Source organism: Rhizobium sp. BR 315, from assembly GCF_050577975.1.
Lineage (GTDB): Bacteria > Pseudomonadota > Alphaproteobacteria > Rhizobiales > Rhizobiaceae > Rhizobium > Rhizobium miluonense.
Genome location: NZ_JARWKZ010000055.1, coordinates 1 through 18,219 on the forward strand (window position 1 = coordinate 1; position 18,219 = coordinate 18,219).

At 55.9% G+C, this 18,219-nt stretch carries 15 protein-coding genes and 2 pseudogenes; 8 read left to right on the forward strand and 9 right to left on the reverse strand.

Annotated features, from left to right (window positions below; translation table 11 throughout):
* Positions 1-186 precede the first annotated feature (186 nt).
* The 3 genes and pseudogenes from ltrA to QD409_RS30090 form a co-directional block, all read right to left on the reverse strand.
* Positions 187-1,509 carry a group II intron reverse transcriptase/maturase gene (ltrA, locus tag QD409_RS30080; protein WP_028755411.1) on the reverse strand — a complete coding sequence of 441 codons (1,323 nt, stop codon included), beginning with the start codon at positions 1,507-1,509 and terminating at the stop codon, positions 187-189.
* A gap of 470 nt (positions 1,510-1,979) precedes the next feature.
* A pseudogene (locus QD409_RS30085) lies at positions 1,980-2,201 on the reverse strand (hypothetical protein); the annotation flags it as partial.
* Between the two features lie 154 nt (positions 2,202-2,355).
* The gene (locus QD409_RS30090; RefSeq protein WP_004118206.1) at positions 2,356-3,354 is read right to left on the reverse strand and encodes a hypothetical protein; all 999 of its coding nucleotides are present in this window, start codon (positions 3,352-3,354) and stop codon (positions 2,356-2,358) included.
* A 281-nt stretch (positions 3,355-3,635) separates the two neighbouring features.
* Between QD409_RS30090 and QD409_RS30095 the strand changes: the two genes are divergently transcribed.
* Both QD409_RS30095 and QD409_RS30100 read left to right on the forward strand, forming a co-directional pair.
* Positions 3,636-7,706 carry a helix-turn-helix domain-containing protein gene (locus QD409_RS30095; protein ID WP_004118204.1) on the forward strand — a complete coding sequence of 1,357 codons (4,071 nt, stop codon included), beginning with the start codon at positions 3,636-3,638 and terminating at the stop codon, positions 7,704-7,706.
* A gap of 896 nt (positions 7,707-8,602) precedes the next feature.
* Positions 8,603-9,373 (forward strand): hypothetical protein, encoded by a 771-nt coding sequence (locus QD409_RS30100; protein WP_430764477.1) that lies wholly within the window; start codon positions 8,603-8,605, stop codon positions 9,371-9,373.
* On the opposite strand, the gene QD409_RS30105 is transcribed toward QD409_RS30100, so the two are convergent.
* The 5 genes and pseudogenes from QD409_RS30105 to QD409_RS30125 form a co-directional block, all read right to left on the reverse strand.
* Positions 9,347-10,768 carry an ISNCY family transposase gene (locus tag QD409_RS30105; RefSeq protein WP_004118201.1) on the reverse strand — a complete coding sequence of 474 codons (1,422 nt, stop codon included), beginning with the start codon at positions 10,766-10,768 and terminating at the stop codon, positions 9,347-9,349. The two genes, QD409_RS30100 and QD409_RS30105, sit on opposite strands and share 27 nt — an antisense overlap.
* A 217-nt stretch (positions 10,769-10,985) precedes the next feature.
* Entirely contained in the window at positions 10,986-12,302 is a 1,317-nt protein-coding gene (locus QD409_RS30110; protein WP_004122915.1) for a reverse transcriptase domain-containing protein, read from the reverse strand.
* Between the two features lie 5 nt (positions 12,303-12,307).
* Complete coding sequence (locus tag QD409_RS30115; RefSeq protein ID WP_004122917.1) at positions 12,308-12,886, reverse strand: SLATT domain-containing protein; 579 nt, start codon at positions 12,884-12,886, stop codon at positions 12,308-12,310.
* A gap of 292 nt (positions 12,887-13,178) precedes the next feature.
* A complete protein-coding gene (locus QD409_RS30120; protein WP_004122918.1) occupies positions 13,179-13,466 on the reverse strand; it encodes a Shedu anti-phage system protein SduA domain-containing protein in 288 nt (95 codons plus the stop codon).
* A gap of 119 nt (positions 13,467-13,585) precedes the next feature.
* A pseudogene (locus tag QD409_RS30125) lies at positions 13,586-13,708 on the reverse strand (non-homologous end-joining DNA ligase); the annotation flags it as partial.
* Between the two features lie 37 nt (positions 13,709-13,745).
* On the opposite strand from QD409_RS30125, the gene QD409_RS30130 reads away from it, so the two are divergent.
* Positions 13,746-13,967, forward strand: a complete 222-nt coding sequence (locus tag QD409_RS30130) for a hypothetical protein (protein ID WP_004122919.1) — start codon at positions 13,746-13,748, stop codon at positions 13,965-13,967.
* Positions 13,968-14,203: 236 nt separating this feature from the next.
* On the opposite strand, the gene QD409_RS30135 is transcribed toward QD409_RS30130, so the two are convergent.
* Positions 14,204-14,425: a hypothetical protein gene (locus tag QD409_RS30135; RefSeq protein WP_312872687.1), complete on the reverse strand. Its 222-nt coding sequence runs from the start codon at positions 14,423-14,425 to the stop codon at positions 14,204-14,206.
* A gap of 120 nt (positions 14,426-14,545) precedes the next feature.
* Here QD409_RS30135 and QD409_RS30140 point away from each other — a divergent pair, with 120 nt between their 5' ends.
* From QD409_RS30140 to QD409_RS30160, 5 genes are all read left to right on the forward strand, one after another.
* Positions 14,546-14,905, forward strand: coding sequence for a hypothetical protein (locus QD409_RS30140; protein ID WP_004122923.1), 360 nt, complete (start codon positions 14,546-14,548; stop codon positions 14,903-14,905).
* Positions 14,812-15,099, forward strand: coding sequence for a DUF7146 domain-containing protein (locus tag QD409_RS30145; protein WP_420820101.1), 288 nt, complete (start codon positions 14,812-14,814; stop codon positions 15,097-15,099). The genes QD409_RS30140 and QD409_RS30145 overlap by 94 nt, the downstream gene beginning before the upstream one ends.
* 118 nt (positions 15,100-15,217) lie before the next feature.
* The gene (locus QD409_RS30150) at positions 15,218-15,463 is read left to right on the forward strand and encodes a hypothetical protein (RefSeq protein ID WP_376774047.1); all 246 of its coding nucleotides are present in this window, start codon (positions 15,218-15,220) and stop codon (positions 15,461-15,463) included.
* Between the two features lie 376 nt (positions 15,464-15,839).
* Positions 15,840-16,319, forward strand: a complete 480-nt coding sequence (locus QD409_RS30155; protein ID WP_240535487.1) for a coproporphyrinogen III oxidase — start codon at positions 15,840-15,842, stop codon at positions 16,317-16,319.
* On the forward strand, positions 16,316-18,085 hold the full coding sequence (locus tag QD409_RS30160; protein ID WP_004122926.1) for a GNAT family N-acetyltransferase: 1,770 nt from the start codon (positions 16,316-16,318) through the stop codon (positions 18,083-18,085). The genes QD409_RS30155 and QD409_RS30160 overlap by 4 nt, the downstream gene beginning before the upstream one ends.
* Positions 18,086-18,219 lie beyond the last annotated feature (134 nt).

Genomic DNA, 18,219 nt, shown 5'->3' on the forward strand with positions numbered 1-18,219 from the left:
GGCGCTGTGCACCATGAGACCGACCATCAGGCCGAGCGTATCGACGATGATATGGCGCTTGCGGCCTTTGGTCTGTAGAGTCGAGGAAAGGCGCGGTGRCTGGCCCTTGCGAGGCTCGCTCCGTTTCCTTTCCCCGCTCATCAAACCGGACGTGCGGATTTCCCGCATCCGGCTTTCCGACTGGCTTCATCGTAAGGCCCACGGCGACTGCTTGCCGCGCTCGCGTCGAAGACACAGCACGCCCAATTCCCCGTAAACATGTTCACGTGGGAATCGACGCGTGCTGCGTCCTTGCACTTTGTGCCGTCTGCACAGGAAGTTCGTGACGCGGTCATAGACGTGTCGATCGACGCCTTCATAGGCCGATGCGAGAGCGCCATAGGAGAAGTATGCGGCCCAACCGCCCAGGAGGCGGTTCAATCGCTTGCGAACTTCAGGCCATGTGCCCTTGTTGCCCGGCGTCAGCAGCGCGCTGACCTTGGTCTTGATCCGCTGCACGCTCTTCCTGGACGGGCTCGCTCCCAGGTACCACCGGCCGCCGTTGGGCAGATGACGTGGTCCAAGCGAGTAGCCAAGGAAGTCGAAGTGTTCGCGCCGGGCATCCTTCACCGAGGTTTTCGCCTCGTTGAGCGACAGCCCGAGTTTCGTCATCACCGTCCTTGTCCACGCCAGCGCCTCGGCCGCATGATCGCGGCTGAGAATGACGAAGTCATCGGCATAAGAGATGACGTGCGCGCGGAACTCTTCACCCAGACCGCTGAGACGCCAGTGCTTCAGGAACCGGTTCATGTAGATGACCGAGAGCAGCGGACTGACGACACCCCCTTGGGGCGTGCCGTGTGTGCTGCTCTTGCCGCCAGTCATGCGCCGTTTCCCGTCGCCATCCCGCTCCTCGACCGGTGCTCGCAGCCACAGCCTGATCAGCCGCAGCACGCTCCGATCGACGATGCGTCGGGCCACCGATTTGAGGAGGTCCGAATGCGGGATCGTGTCAAAATATTTCGACAAATCAGCGTCGACAACGTCGGTGTAGCCCCGGCACATCAGCCGGTGCGTTTCCTTGACTGCATCGACCGCGCTGCGACGCGGCCGATAACCATAAGCACCGTCCTCGAAGTCCGCCTCGAAGATTGGTTCCAGTACGAGCTTGGCAGCGGTCTGGATGACGCGACAGCGGATAGAGGGAATGCCGAGCGCACGCTCGCCTCCCCCAGGCTTCGGTATCATCACCCGCCGCACCGGATCGGGTCGGTACGTCTTCGAAACGAGTTCTTCGCGCAGGCCCGCCAACCACGCATCCACGCCCGACGCCTCGATCTGCGTAAAGGTCACTCCGTCGACGCCAGGCGCTCCCGCATTGGCGCGGGCCAGCGCATAGGCATGGCGCAGAATGTCTTCACGGCAAATCTTGTCGTAGAGCAAATAGAAGCGGAAAGCGGGCTCCGCCTTCGCCTTACAATAGAGCTTTCTCTGTAGGTTCCTGATCTTTTCAGGTGTTTCGAGGCTCATCGCCAATCACCCTTTCCTCACCATCTTCGAAAGCATGCCAGAAGTCAGGGTCCTTTCCTCCGCCGGCATTGCCCGGCATCGACAGTCTTACGACCCTGTCCGACTCCCGTCCGGTCCATCGCCATCAGCGATGTCGAAGCCGCGACCTCCGACCGCACGGGTCTCCCTCGATTACCCGCATCACCCTTCCCGCGTGCCGTGCCCAATACCCCGGCAGACCGAACAGGTGCTTGTGACGATTGCTTCCCTGTTCGCACGGCCTTCCCCGGGTAAGAGACGGGTCGGCATCTGCATCGACTCTTTCGAGGCCTGCTCGGACTTCACTCGCGTTACGGCCCACTGGATTGCTCAACCGCCCAAGGCGGCCTTTGTCACGAGGCTTCGAACCGGCGGTTACCCGACCGATCCGCTCGTCAGCTACCAGATCAATCGACAACTCTCTGGATGGAACCTTCCTCCATTGGTGACACGCGCCTTCGAGGCGCACTCTTGCCCGCGTCATAAGCCCCGGATGCCGCCGCTTTCGGTGGTTTTGACGCTCTGGCTATCGATCACACCGGCCGTCGGGCTTGCCTCCTTGCCCTCCAACTCGCGCGTTTCCATCACGAGACGATGGTTGATGCGTGGCCAAAGTCCCAACGCTCTCCATATTGCCGACGGGTGATTTTGGTCCAGGCCATCGTGTTCTCCATCGAATCTCGCAAATCCGAAGGAATCATAACCTGTTGAAATCACCCACCTCTTTTTGAGGCAGCCTCTAAAGAGAAGCCCACCACGGCAACTGATCGGTTCATATCCAAGAATATCACCATGAACCGGAAGCGGTGGCTCATTAAGAGGCAACGCCTAATAGTCGCACCAGATTGCAGCAAGCGACGCGAATTCTTCCCAGTTCGGTTTGCCTTTATCCTTCCACCGCATGCAAACTTTAGGAAGGTCGGCTGTCATTTGGGCCCAATCATCTGCGGAGACTTCTTTGATCTTGCCGACGTCCCATCGATCTTGAGACAAACGCGAGAGCTTTTCATAGGCCTCCGGTTTACCCAGCAGAATCTTGCGCGTCCCGCCGGGAATCCAAGCGTCACGCCAAGAGTGTTGGGCGCAAACATTATGCGGACTGACTGTCGGAATGAAAAATTCTAATCCCGTGTAGTGGCAATAGTCCCAAGTCTCGTCTTCGGGAGAGCCAGTATTGCATTTTTCCCACACGTTTTCCGGCAACTTCACACTCGATCGCAACTGCTCAGCCGTAAGCAATAGGCCATCTCGCGCCTCCAATTCTTTCGAAGGCGGCGGATTTGACGTATCGTAGCCGCAGCCTCCTTTGAGAAAGGTTTCGCGCACCATCGAAGCACCTGGAGCCATTGTCCAGGTAAAGTCATTTGCTTGGTGGAACAGCGTATATTCGTGCCATTCGTTTGCCCCGGTTGCTTCAGTGGCCAATTCATTGAAAAAAATTCCTGCGGATACGGCATCGGGCTGCGAGCCTAGGCCGATCATCTTTGTAGGGAAGCGATTGAACCAGTCGAAGGCTACAGGTTGTCGACTCTGGCAAGGCCGATCCCCTGAAAAATGCAAAGTGTCGCCTTTGACTGTATAGAGTTCCCCGTTTCCAATTTGGATGAGTTCGCATCCATGGCTAGGCTTAACCAAGTCCGGTGCATACTCAGGGTTGAGTGTCATGAAAATAATTATTGCGACAATCGCGATGATCGCGAGCGACGGATATTTGTCCAAGATTCTATGAAATAATCGGCGCAAAAGCCTGTAGATCGCAACGAATGGGCGAAGTGCCTGGTTTTTCTTGGCAATGTCGAAGCAATATCGAAGAATGCCCGCCAACATGTTCTGCCCCAGCGGCTACTTAAGTTTCTGCATGCTACAGACAATATTTTTCTTAACAATAGCAGTTCCGATTCGATCTAATTGTACCACGCTTCACAACTATAGATGTGGATTCTGGAAGGGGCAATGAAAACATCCCGATGTTCATCGCTGCTCGCGGAATCCCCAATCCTTTTGACTTGGAGAAGGAGCCGAAGGCGAGGCAGGGTAGCTGGTCCCTGAATGTGTTGTTCGGCTCCAGGGTTATTGCATTTTTAATTTGACGTCATATAAAATCACTAATGTCTACGTTGCTCAATCCTCCTGCCTCCAATGAGGCTATCACTCCCGCACAATGTCGCGCTGCTCGCGCTCTTTTGGCTTGGTCTCAGCAGGAGCTCGCCAGCCGCGCTCGAGTAGCCACCTCCACCGTGGCAGACTTTGAGCGGGGCCATCGCAACCCGATTCAACAGAACGCTGAAGCAATTCGCGGAGTGCTCGAAGCGGAAGGCATTGCTTTCCGAGCGGGAGGAGCTGTTATCGGGCCAACATTGCCCGCCTTCGCCGACCGGAAGGACGCTGGTTTGCCAATAAGATGGGTCGATGCGACTGATCTTTCTCAGTGGGCCGAGCGACGCGACGGTCAGGGATCTCTTCCAACCTTGCTTGCGAAGCTAGCAAGGGCAAATCGCCCCATATTACTGAGGTTTCCCTCGGACGAAGGTGTCCAGCACGCTGGCTGGGACGGAGTTACCGAAGCAAGCGAAGCGTCTGAATATATTCCGCTCGGTGTCACGGGATGGGAAATCGGGACGCAGCGAGATCGCATCGCCTCGAAGGCCGATGATGACTATAAGAAGCGCAGCGAGAATCCGCTTGGTCTTATACCTGCCGAGTTGACGTTCATCTTCGTGACGCCGCGTCATTGGCCCCAAAAGGAAATGTGGGCGCAAAAGAAGCGTGCGGAGAACATCTGGAAGGACGTGCGTGCTTACGATGGAGATAATCTAGTCCATTGGATCGAACTCTATCCCGCTGTCGGGTTATGGCTGGCTATCGCCCTTGGCAAGCGACCAGCCGGGGCACTTGATCTTCGGGAATATTGGCTGGAATGGGCGCTCGCGACCCAATGGCAATTGCCAAGTGAATTGGTGCTCTGTGATCGCGACGAAAGTGCCACCCGGATTCTTCGATGGCTCAGGGGGCCGTCGTCTGTGCTTGCGGTAAAGGGGGAGAGCCCGGCTGAGGTTTCCGGATTTGTTTATGCGGCGATCAACCAGCTTCCCGCTAATCTTGCGGAATATTACCTGTGCCGAAGCTTGGTAGTCGCAAACTCCGAAACTGCAAGGCTGATTGGAGATAGTGCAACGCCGTTGGTCATCGTGGTGTTAGATCCGGAGCCAGGCCCGGCGCAGGCGTTGGCCAAGAAGGGACACCATGTACTTGCCGCATATGGCCAAGACGCCTCGTCCTCCGGCGATGCCATTGTGCTTGAACGCCCCGCACGAGAGAATATTAAGATCGTCCTTGAAGGGGTTGGCGTGCCTTCCGAGATGGCAGGGCGGATGGCGAGAGATTCGTCGCGAAGTCTAGGAATTCTGCGACGTCTCATGCCAAGCTCTCCTGGACGAGTACCCGCGTGGGCGAAAGGACTTCCCTCTCAATCGCTCATTGCGGCTCTCCTCGCAGGTGGCTGGGATGAAAGCAGCGAGGGAGACAAATCTGTCCTATCGCGGTTGGCTGACATGCCCTACGAACCGTTCGCAGCTAGTCTTGCGGGTTTGGCCGGAAATTTCGATAGTCCTCTGCGTAAAGTGGGCTCTGTGTGGAAAATTGCCTCGCCACGCGATGCTTGGGGCCTGCTGGCAGCGGATATATCGCCCTCTCACATGGAACGGTTTGCTGCAGTCGCATTAGACGTTTTGAGCGCGGCCGACCCCCGCTACGAAATGCCCGCGGAGGAACGGTGGTATGCATCGGTCCGGGGGGTGCATCCAGAATTTTCCAAAAATCTGCGTAACGGTGTCGGCGAAGTATTGATTATACTTGCTCTGTTCGGAAAACTGGCCTCATCCGTACCATCTGCGGAGCTGCAGCCAGATCTTATCATTCAACGCTTGCTTAGCGGCGCCGACCGTCAACGTTGGTGGTCACTGTCGAGGGATTTTCAACTATTAGCGGAAGCCTCACCGTCCAGTTTCCTCAGCGCACTCGACGACGCACTTGGTCAGGACGATAGCCCTGTCGCCGTTCTTTTCGGTCACGATACGTCCCCGCTTTTTGGCGCCGAGCACCTATCCACATTATTGTGGGCTCTCGAAACTTTGGCATGGTCTCCCGACTATCTCGGGCGTGCGGCCTCTATTCTCGGGGCGCTCGATGAGCTTGATCCTGGGGGCCGTTATACTAACCGTCCCGGCAGTAGTCTCCGAACTACATTTCTTCTATGGGCGCCGCAAACACACGCGACACTAGAACAGCGACTTCGGGTCTTGGACCGGCTAAGAGCGAGGTTCCCCAAGGCAGCTTGGAAACTCCTGCTGGGCATTCTTCCGACCGAACACGACTCGTTTTCACCAACGCCAGCCCCTCTCTGGCGCGATTTCTCGACGCCAACCTCAGAAATCGTCACTTTCGAGCTGATTGAAAGAGGCGCGCTCGCGATTACCGATCGTCTCCTTGCAGACGCGTCGGCTGATATCTCACGGTGGGTGGCGCTGCTCGATCGCTGGGGCAATCTCGGAGCCAGACGGGAAGAAGCGCTAAACAAACTCAAGGCGCTTGTTCCGTTCATTGCGGACGACGTGGGTCGGAACGCGTTAAGGTCGAAGTTGCGCGCAATTTTGCATAGCCATCGCAGTTTCCGTGATGCCGCGTGGGCGCTTCCTGAAGAAGAATTGGCTCCTTTTGAGGAAATTTACAACGCCATAACCCCTGTCGACCTAATCGCAGAGATTTCTTGGTTGTTTGACACGTCGGTCGCACTTCCGAACCCAATCGGCACCAGGTGGCACGAGGACACACAGCGGCAGCTCCAAGGGGAACGCCGAAGCGTTGTTGAAGCAATTCTCACCAATATGGGACTGGACGGCCTGTTTGCTCTTGCTAACGCTGTACAGGAGAAAGGTTACCTGGGACAAGCCATTGCCGAGGCCGAAGTTGGCAACCCGCGACGGGGACACGAAATTATCGTCCGGGCTCTCACAAGAGAGGGCGTAGTGGGCTTAGGAGTTGCCCGGGGGATGATAATAACGATGTATCCCATGCAAGCTGATCAATGGGTGACAGATTTGGTCGACGAGATGCAGCAGATAGGAGCCAAACAGGAAAGCTTGCTCGCAATTCTGCTCGCCCTCCCGCCCTCGTCGCGCGCTTGGTCGCTCTTGCGGGAATTGGGCGCAAATTTCGAAGAGCAGTACTGGAAACGGGTCCCAATCCTTTGGATTAATGGCGAACGGGAAGATACAGAGTTTGCGGTGAGCAAACTGATGGATGTCGGTCGCGCTCGCCATGTCGTGCATCTAGTTGGCTTGCGGTTGCATACAGGTCTGACATTTGGCTCGGATTTGCTCGTCCGCCTCCTTATTGAAGCGGCCTTACAACCAGCCGAATTCGACGCCGATCACAATGACACGACGATGTTCCAACACTACGTTGCCGAAATTCTGTCTGTTTTAGACAACCGTGACGACGTCCCCGCCACGGAGATGTTAAAGCTGGAATGGATTTATCTTCCAGTGCTTGAATACTCGCAGCGTCCGGCCAAGTTAATCATCCGCGAGCTTGCGTCCAATCCGCAGCTATTCATCGACGTAATCTGCGCAATTTACAAACCCAGCGAGGACAGCCGCGTAGTTGAAGAGACTGTGGCTAACCAAGAACAAGTCACCAATCGTGCCCGCCAAGCAAGCAACCTCTTGCGTCTCTGGAATGTTGTTCCTGGAACCAGACCAGACGGTACAATAGATCTAGCGATCTTAGAAGACTGGGTTCAACGTGCCCGCCAACTGGCGAAATCCGCCGGGCGGGAGGATATTTCGGACCAGAAGATCGGCGAAGTCCTTGCCTGCGCACCTTCGGGGCAAGACGGCATCTGGCCCACAGAAGCTGTCCGCGAATTAATTGAATCCGTTCGCAACAAAAATATCGAAATTGGGCTCATGATTGGTCGTCGCAATCTGCGTGGCGTTACGACGAGGCTACCGCGTGACGGCGGCGCCCAAGAGCACGATCTTGCGAGGACCTTTAGCGAGTGGTCGCGAGCGACGGCGCTGGAATGGCCGCGCACGTCTGCTGTTCTCGAAAAAATCGCTACGAGCTATGACTACGAAGCTCGTTCGCATGACAATGACGCGGAAAAGCTCGATTGGTAAGATTGTACCTGCTTCATGCGAGGAAATTGCCTGGGATGGTGCCATCCCAAGCAATTTCGACCGCGTTACTGGCTGTGAAGCCGTATGCCAGCTTAAGCATTCGGCTCATAGGCACTTGACAATAAGTGAGTTTGTTCTTTATTTGTTCCGTCCATGACAAACATTGGCCGCCTCATACGCTTTCGCGAACCGAGTGGTCATGCTTTCTCGTTTATCGTATCGGAGTGGCAAAAATGGGCGAATTATTGTCCCATCGCGTGGAAGCCTGCACTTTTCTTCCATCAGGTTTGAATACCGTCCAATCGGTGCTGAGGAAACGAGATCGTTCGTTCCAGAGATATTTCGACAGCGGTACAATTATGAAAGGCGGCCCAAGCCTGTTCGCGGTTTTGACCTATTCCGATAGCGGAAACTGCAGGGCTCGAAGCAGGTTAGAGAGCCGCTCCACGAAAAAGGCCCGACTATCCTAAAGTTCAGAACTCCCCTGTTCTGAAGATCGCGTCTCAACTCACAGGTATGACGGCATTTCGACGCTGTCGGATGTGGGGACACCCTGGGGGCGCGACTTTTTCAGCGGACAGGCTATGTTCCTGTTTGGACATGAAATCTCTTGCTGTGGAACATTTATAAGTCCGTTTTACAAGATTATATAATAATTCCATTAGGTTACAGATGTCAAAGCTGGCTAGACGCGCGACATTGTCAGCCAGTTAGAAATGCGACACTGGCTCTGACAATCAGCCCCCGATCCGGCCGGCTGGGCCGGGTTGAAAGGGCGGAGCGGGGGCGGGTGATAACATTCCCCTTCGGCTTTAGCTTTCTCACTGGCAATTGTTCTTTTACCGCTCGATACTCGCTAGCACTTGCATGGCGCAGTTGGGGATCAAAGCCGCACGATGCTTCCGGAAATCAACCTGCAAGGTGACGTCGACATCGCCGCGCTGTCACCACTTCTTCGCGGCATGCTTCTTTCGGTTGCCTATGCTGACGGTGAGGGTGGCATAGGATTGACCGCGACCGGCGCCATGAACCGCAAGTTCGTGCATTGGGCCGCTGTGCACTTCCTCTGGCCCGGATTCACAGCCGAGGACCTCTACAGCATGAACAAGGTGCTCAATGAAAGCGACATGCCGCCGCTTTGGGTCGTGCGCGACATGACCCGCCACCTGAAGCTTCTTCGCCGGAAAAAGGATGTGCTGCTGCCAACCAGACGCGGGCGGGAGTTTCTGGTGAATCCGCAAGCCTTCTTCGATGTGGTCGCCACGGATTATCTCTATTCGTATGTCCACGCCACCGAGCGGGAAGAAAAGGTCCGCGCGCGGTTACGCTGGTGGCGCATGTTCCTCAATCTTCTCAATATCAAGGCCAGGGAAGGTTGCACGCCAATGGACGTTGTGAAGATCCTCTATCCAGACTTGGCGCCTCTGTCACACACCGAAATGACCATAGAAGCCTGGGAGTTGAAATCCGATCTCCAATATGGCGTCTTACGGCGCTTGTGCTGGCTCGGCTTGCTCTATGAAGCAAGAGAGGGCCTCACACTCTTCCAGGACGGATCCTTCCACAAGACACCGCTTTGGTCMGCWTGCCTGCAGYTGGAATCGGATACGCAAAGCGACATCGGCGTGCACTKACGATCTTTATTCCGCCGCTGGTTGCCTCAATAACGCTTTCTCTCGCCGTGCAATCACCGCCGGATCGTTCATGTAATCTGTCCTCGGCTTGCGTCCCCGCTTCTGATAGCCGTTGGCTGTGCTACCGTCCCGAATGCCAAACATATGATCCTTCTGCCCGGTGCGTCGGGGACCACTCTTGCTGCGTTGCTGTTCTCGGCCGGCTTGCAACTCGGCGACGATCGACAGCATGTCGTCCAGCCGCTTGTTGTCGACGACCTCCGCACGATGCACCGAGCGCAACGTATCGAAGGTCTTGTAGGGCAGGGAAAAGCTCTCGTGCATGATCTCGAGCCGACCGTCCGGATAGTCGCAGACGATCACTTTCTGGCCAGCCAGTGGCCTGGAAATCTCGGTCGGATCGAGAATGAACAACATCTTGTCGTAGCGTAGCGTCAGAGATTGCGACAGCGTGCGGACTTCCTTCCGGCACATGGCACCATCGAGGTTCTCGTGGTTGGCCAGCGGTCGGTGCATGTCCTTTGGATTGCGTGGTTGCTTGCCAAAGCGAGTGTTGAAATCCGCAATGAACTCAGGCGCATAGGAATTGGCAGCTTCGATCGTATCAATGCCGCGAAGCCGTAATTCCTTCACAAGCCGATCCTGCAATGTCTGGTTGGCACGTTCCACCCGACCCTTGGCCTGAGGGGTGTTGGCGCAGATGATATCGATGTTGAGCTCATAAAGCGCCCGGCCGAACTGCGTCAGACCGCTTGTCCTGTCCTTCTTCGACGGATGCGTCGATCGAAAGACACCATGTTTGTCGCTGTAGAAAGCCAACGGCTTGCCCCACTGCTGCAGATAATCCTTTGTCGCATGCAGATAGTCGAACGTATTCTCCGATCCGGCGAAACGCAGGTGCAATAGCCTGCCGGTGGCGTCATCGATATAGACGAGCAGGGCGCATTTGGGGCCGCGGTTCTCGAACCACCAGTGATGCGATCCGTCGATCTGCACCAGTTCGCCAAAGCAGCCGCGCCGGCCGCGTGGTTGGAAAACCCGTTTCTTGCGTTCACGACGCGAAATCCAGATACCAGCCTCGGTCATCCATTGCCGCAGCGTCTCCTTGGCGACCGAGATCCGGTGCAACTCGAGCAGCTTCTCGCGTGCCAGCGTCGGACCGAAATCCAGATAGCGTTCGCGGATCAGATCCAGCACCGCATTGCGAAACTCTTCGCTATGGCGCCGGTTGCTTGGTCGTGATCGCTTCTTTGAAACAAGGCCGGCCGGACCATCCTGATCATAGGCCTGCAGCAGCCTGTGGACCTGACTTCGACTGAGGTCGAGCAGTTCGGCGGCCTGTACGACGCTCAGGCGTTGGTTACGGATCTTCTGGATGACTTCGAGGCGATGTAATTCTTTCTGCGACATGGTGATCATAAAGGACATGACGACTCCGACCGCTCCTGGTCTCGACCAGGCTGAAGATCGTCATCCTTGCTCCCAACGGTGGCTTTGACCAGTGCGTCGAGAGGCGAGACTGTCGCATCTCTAACTGGCCCAACTGTCGCATTACTAAATAGCCGCTACAACAGAAACTCAGATAAGTTCTATTATGGAACGGCCGAGCCATTTTGGATTTGTTCGTAACGTTTGTCCGTTGGCATTAGCTAACAGGTGTAAGATCCTTCTCGAGTTCGCTCACCTCTCTCCGGACCAGACGCCAGAACATCTTGTTGATCTTTTCCTCCGTCCAGTCTTTGATGCTATCGAGCTCGACCCCTTGGAGATCCGCGATCAACTGCATTTTCTTTTCCAGGGAATAGTCGTCGAACCGTGGGATATATTTCGATTTCGCCATGTTGAATCGAATCTCATGGTAGGCCTTCACGAAGGTCTTTGGCTTCCCCTGCCCGGCCATGCCAAGTTTCCTCCACAGCCGGGCGGCGAAGCGGTCGAGCCGTTTGAGCTGCTTCACGTCCTGGGTCATCGAGAAAAAGAACATCCAGCCGTAGCGTTTGTCGTTAAGAATGCACCCCGTGATCTTGAGATTGAGCTTCGCCAGCAGGCGCTTGTGGTTTGCACGATACTTCGCGCTTGTCATAAGCGACATTATCGTCGTCATCATCCGTCGGTAGGAGCTTTTCCGCACAGACACAAGCTTCGGCGTGATGTGGTACCCGAGATAGTCGACGCCGGTCGAAAGCGGAACGATCTTCGACTTGCTGCCCTCTTCGAGCGGATGACATGTCAGTTGCGCCTTTGACAGCCTGCCTTTCAGCCATCGGAAGTGCCGCTTGGCGTCGGATGCCTTGCAGACCACCAGTATGTCATCGACGTACCGATAATATTGGAAGCGGTCGTGGGCGTTCTCGTCGATCTGCATCATGTATATCGAGGAGAGAATGTTGGACACGCTGAGTCCTTGTGGAACTCCGACACCGTTCGCTTTCTTACCGTCGCCGGTAGGCGTCTTGACTGCGGAGTCCACCAGAGAGGTTAGGAACCTGTATCGGGTTCGCGTTCGGATCCGCTTTAGCAAGAGCTGATGGTCGAGGCTCGGATAGAAGTCCTGGACATCCAGTTGAAGAAAGACGTGATCGTCTGCCAGCGGCCGCACGAACTCCAACAGGTCCTTCACGATGAAGTGGGCGGGAGGGAGCTTCGCGTCATCAAAGACGTGCATCAGCACGTTCGTGAGGGCTCTCAGGGTGACCCGGTCTCTAACGCCCGCTATCGCGATCTCGCGCGGCGCCTTCCCCGCTCCCTTCGATATCAAGCGCTGTTTGAAGGACGTGAACCGATAGGAGTCGGCATACACCCGTTTCCTGATGAGCGCCAACTCGGCATCGATGTTCTTCTGAAAGGCTCCGGGGTCGATACCGTCCTTTCCGATCGTTCCGGATGCGGCAATTCGCTCATCGAAGATCGATTGCAGGTTCCCGATTGCAAACTGCTCGTCGAACTTTTCTTTGGCCTGCATCAACCTCACCCGTGAAGAAATGGCCACATGAGGAACGCCGCCGGAACCAGAAATAATGCGGCGATGATCGACCGGTAAAGGATTCGCCGCCCGAAGAACGAAAAGAACTGGAACCACGTCCATGTTAGGGGCTTGCCGTGATTGGTAAGCTCCTTCCCTTCGAGGAGCATGTGATTGACGAGAAGGTCCGTGTAATCGTGGTTCGAATGATTTGGGAAGTCGAGTAGGATGTCCCGATATCGAAGCTTCTTGTCCTGATCCGGGAGATCTTCGTCGTAGAGCTTCTGCAGCTTGAGATAGCACTCGCGAAACGAAGCGGCCCGAGCCTCCATCCGGAAACCGCCCGCGACTAGAGACGCCACAAGCACGACCACCGACGACGCCAGGTTCAGCTTGCCGAGTTCCGGGTACGGAACGCTGTAGAAGGACTCGAAGATGGAAAGGATGACTGAGAATACAGAGTAATAAGTCACCGCGAGGTATGAAATGTTTTGGTTCCGCAGAGCTTTGCGCTCTGCGATCATTCGAACTCGGGACGTTATCCAGATCGTGTCGTTGATCGTACTCGGACTAGGACGCGTCATATCTTTCTCGCAAGAACTGAAGTGGTGCGGACGCAAAAACTCAAAGCAACTAAACACTCAATCGAATGTAGCCATAGGCCGACGCGCAGAACGCGCCCCTTTGTGACCAGAACCCAGCAAGCTGAGCCAGCGGCTTTACCCGCTCCGCCCGCACCGCAAACCATCTAACTGTAGTTGTAGTTTTTTTCAACTAGCTGACGACTTGTGCTTGCAGCGCCTCGCCGTGTTCGGCAAAGGCGGGAGGCGTCCTTGGTGTTCCAGTTCCTCCGTCACAAGAGAGGCATCATTCGGCTCAGTCTCTCGGAATAAATCTCGCTCGATCAAGCCATTCATCGAAGGTGACAATGTCCAGGTTCCGGGTGTAACGTCGAAACAGTTCGAATGTGTCGCGTCTGACCTCAGCGTCACGGGAGGTTCCATCGCCTTCGATATCGCGGCCCCGCCCAATCACCAGGATCGCCTTGGGATCCCGCGTCCTCGCGGTCATGCGGCGATTGCCGGTCTTGTCGAAGTTTTGGCCGGTCTGGCCTTGAATGAACCATCCTGCCTTCTGTTCGAGAACCTGGGACACGGCATCCATGAATTCGCCGCTGAATCTCCAAGTCCCTGACCTTCCGGCGCGGCGTTGCTGGAATATCGGCGTGTGATTTCAACAAGAACTGAGTACTCGGTGAAATTCATCAGATAGTCGACCGTCGGCCTGTCACGGTTGGGGTCGAGCAGAAGGTTCGGCTGTGCGGGATCGCGACGACGCAGTGGCTTCGACCGGGCCGGACCGTCAGTGTCTTGGAGGAGCGGTTTCGAACGCGGAGGCTTGGACATGGTGCTATTCCAGCCGGAAAAGCGTTAAGAAGCTGATATGAGCCGCTTTGAAGAAACCGAAATAGCCCTGACGGATAAGCTTCGGTCCCTGAAGCTGAAGCCCGACATGATGATCAACCTGTTCGACATCGGGGTTCCACTCACCGCGGCAGGATTTACGCAAGATGAGATCATGGCTGTGCTCGTCGCATTGGAGCAGGACAAGATCATCGAGTTTGCGCCGGGAAACAGGCTTCGGCTCTTGAAGCGACTGCCCTGACGCCCTTAATGCCGGGACTCGGTCATCATGTCTCGGTCGAAATCGTCCATCACGTCCGGGCAAGCAGGGCGACGTAATGGAGCCGCTTCGAGATCTTCTGCAGAACTTCCTTCCGCAGATCGACAGGGAGTTTAGAGAACGGTTTCTGAGCATAAATTTCGACATCTCGGGCCATGACGCAATACCTCCGAAAAGCGATTCGCGGCTCAAGACGAATCACCGTCGAAGGTTCCGACTCATCGGACAAAGAAAAAGGCCGTCCCCAGCAGATGGCCCTGATCTTGGTCTTCTCCGAAGAGATCGGTCGGTAGTGTGCAGCACGCGCAATCAGGCCCCTGACCGTTCGCTTCCCATGCCTCAGTCATGGCTTCTAGCTCGGGATCCACTTCCATGCCGGAGATCGCGAGATTGGCCTTCATCTGCTCGTAGCGCCACTTCTGGGCTTCAGGGCTATGCACACTTCCATGCTCGTCACTGAAAAGTTGCCATCGAATGTGCCCCACGTACTTCAGCGTACGAGGGCAGATTGGGTGGCAGTGCCGCTTTGATGTTCGCGGGCGTCGTGATGCGAGCGTATCATGCAGTGGAGACGAGCCGAGGCGACCTCCGAATTTGGCGATCTGCTCGATGTCATCCGCGAAAGCTGTGGTCTGGTCGACTTCCGCGAAGTCGCGGATGAAGCACGTCGCTTCCTCTCCATGCCGCTGCCACCTCCCCAGCTCCCAGGCGCGCAGCGCCAGCCAGCGGCGAAACGCGGCTCCCCGAAGGCCGCGCGTAGACTGTTCGCCATGTCTCAGCCGATCGCCGGCACGCTGCCGAACGATACCTCGCCGGTCGCGGCATTCTGCTCTCCCCGCATGAGCGCGCGCTGCGCTTCCATCCCGGCTGCTACTACAGGGATCTCGTTACGGGCGAGACGCAGACTCTTCCTGCCCTAATTGCCGCTGTCAGCGGCCTGCAGCGCACCTGGCTTGATCCTTCGGGTCAGGGCAAGGCGCAACTCGCGGATCCACGCCGCTCGCTGGGGGATATTCTTGGCAACGGCATCTTGCTAGGCCACCAGCCCGGTGCGCCCGTCCCGGTCATGGCCGCCGGCGAGGCTTCGAGACGATGGCTTCGCTTAAGGTGGTGATGCCGGCGCTGCCGGTGGCCGCCGCCGCCTCGGCCAATCACCTCGCCGGCCCGGACTTCCGCTTGGCTGCCGTCGCCTCTACATCGCAGCCGATGCCGACTCTGCCGGCCGGCACTGCATCGAACGTCTCAGCCAGCGCGCAGGCGAGTCCGGGATCCTCGCCTTGGTGTTGCGGCCGCAGCTCGGCGACTTCAACGACGATCTGCTTCATCTCGGCCGGGCCCACCTCGCGGCATGGCTCGGCGATCAACTCGTCCCCGACGATGAGGCTCAGCGGCCTTTGACGGTGTCCGACAATTTATGGCTGTTTTGGCGAATTTTGGACATAGGCTTGTTTAGCCGGCCTCCTCGATGTTTTCGCTAAGTAACTGAAAGGAAATCTACAATCTATTTTTTAGCGCCAAAATACAAATTGGTATGAACTTTGCCCCGCCGTTGAGAGCCGACGAAGTTGCTTGCCAGGTAGGAGCGAAGCGATCGCTCGGCAAAATTAAAGGGACTGGAATAAATGGGTTTGTTGAACTCCCACGACTCACGATTGCAAGACCCATCTTGCCCTCCAAGGAATGGATAATCATGCATTTTATGGCGGAGCACATCCTCACCGCGCTTGGCTATCGTCACGGGCCGATTTTCTATGGACGAAGGCGTCGCAATCGCACTCCTTTCGACAGTCTTGCAAGTACGATTCCTGGAACGACAATAATCTTGTGCCGTTTGGGGTTAGCGGATTTGGCTCCATGAGCCAGCGCCAGTTCTATATTGAGGCCGATTTTGATCGGTATCTGACTAGAGTTGAAGCGGGCGATAAACCGATTTGGAAAGGTGTCGCACTGTTAGAGGACGATCTGATGGGCAGGACAGTAATGTTTGCGTTGCGAAGCAGCGGAGTGTTGTTATCCCGCTTCGCACGGGAGTTTGGGGTGCCCTTCGAAAAATACTTTCCCCGCGAGCTTGAAATCTTGAAGGAGACCGACCTTGTATTCATCTCTAACGACGGCGTACTTTCTCTGACTTCCGCCGGCATCATCAATTCAGGCGCTGTGTCTCTGCTGTTTTTCTCGGACCAGGTGCTTGATCGGGTAGCCTACAACGATAGCAGGATAGGGACAAGAAGACCGACCTCTTGGAAGAGCACGATTACTCGCCAGCGGGACGGTACGGCTCAAGTGCGAAAATGCAAGCTGTGTTTCGGCGAAGTCGGGGGACCTCGTCAATGACCTTCACCTCGTCCTTTTCCATCCCAGATCGACCCGCCCATCAGGCGCGGGGGATATTTTCTCACCTGGTCGACAGCATCGACCGCAGCCAGGCAAAACGCCCGCTTGGGATTGTCAGCGATTTCGTCGCCGAGCAACTCCCGCACCAAATTGCGCAGATCAAAGGGAATGAACGGCCAGATGAAGCGGTTAAGGCGCTCGGGCAGAGCATCAACGCAATGATACGGGGAACAGACTGTGAGGCGCAGCTAATAAATCTGCCCCAGTCCGACTTCGGAGTGGCTAAGACAGACATTCAGTATCTCGTCAATTGTGCTTATCAGATGTCCGCGTTTGCCGGCCTCAATCCCGTCGATGCGGAGTTGGCGGTAGGAGAACCGTTGATGCGTATTGCACAATTAAGTCGTCAGCGGCAGCCTAGCATTGATGTCCTCTCCTATGAAGACATGATCCTCACCAACCCAGTGGAGAGGGATCCTCGCGTATATTGCCTCGGTTCAGCTGGGGTCGAGGAGCGCGATTTTTGCCTCGGCCATCAACTTATTGAGGGTGACTTACAGTCGGCAATAGAAGCTCTGCTTGAGTTGCGAGACACGGTCGCGGCAGATGCACGCAAGTGTCTATCGCTGTGCATGAAGTCGCTGGAGTCAGCCATTTATGTTTTGGAACGTTTTTATGAACATATGTCGCACGATCTTTTCGAGCAATTTCGCATGTTCTACGGAAAGAACCCTTACAAGGATAGGCTTGGCCCAAGCGGTCGTTTCTCTGCCCGCATCGTGGCGGTCTCGGTTCTTCTGATCGGCGAAGAGCTGTTGCGCCAGAAGCCGCAATTCTACAAGGATGTATATCGGTTGTCGGAATATTATCCTCAAAAATGCATTGACGACGTATTTCGCTGGTTATCGCCAGACAAGGTGCGCGCGAGAACCCAGCCAAGCTGGCTTGAAGGGAAAGCGCCTTTCCCTAAGCTCGCAACGGTCTCGTCCATCGTGGAGCGCCAGAGCAGCGAAATCCGAGAGCTGCACGCGTCCTGTGTTTGTGCGCTGGATCGGTTTACCCGGATGCATCGTCGTGCGGCCCTGAAATATACGGTAGGGCCGGGTCTCCCAATTGTTGGAGTTGATATGTCGGAAAGGATTGAGGATGTGTTGTCGCAGCGGCTGTTAGGGAGCGCACCAAAGCTAGAGGCGGCATTTTCCTCGATCAAGCATATCTCCGACATCAGGCGAAAATGGTCAATGTCTCAAGACGAAGTGGTCTTTCGCCGATTCGAGGTAGGAGATGCTGACGATGTATGGCGGTTGCATCGAAGCGCATCCGACGGTGTTGGTGTACATGGGCCGGAAGGGGCATGGGAGGATGATTTGCGTAATGTCGGGGACGTATATCTAGCCTCAGGCGGAGATTTTGTAGTTGCTCATATTGGCGGCCAACTCGTCGCTATGGGTGGACTGAAACCTGCCGAAGATGATGTTGCAGAGCTGAAGCGGATGCGGGTCGATCCCGCCTTTCAACGACGAGGGCTTGGAAGGAGAATACTTAGTGAATTGGAGCTGCGCGCCGCTGCCCTAGGTATCAAGTGCATAATGCTCGAAACAACAACCATCCAGGTCGGGGCTCAAATGATGTATGAGACGTCTGGCTATAGTCGCCGCGGTGAGGGGATGCTGCATGGGTATGCCGTGATTTTCTACGAGAAGCGGCTCGCCAGCCAGGATGACTTGTTGATTTCTGCTGAGAAGCGACCCGGGAATTCAGACTGATGGGGTCGTCTAGTCTTACTGCGTCATAAACCGCGGATTTGCCGCGGCTGTCCATGGCCCTTGTACAGCACGGACATCGTTGCAGGCGGTTGGCCAGGGCCGCAGTCAGGCGTCGACGGATGGTCGGGATCGCG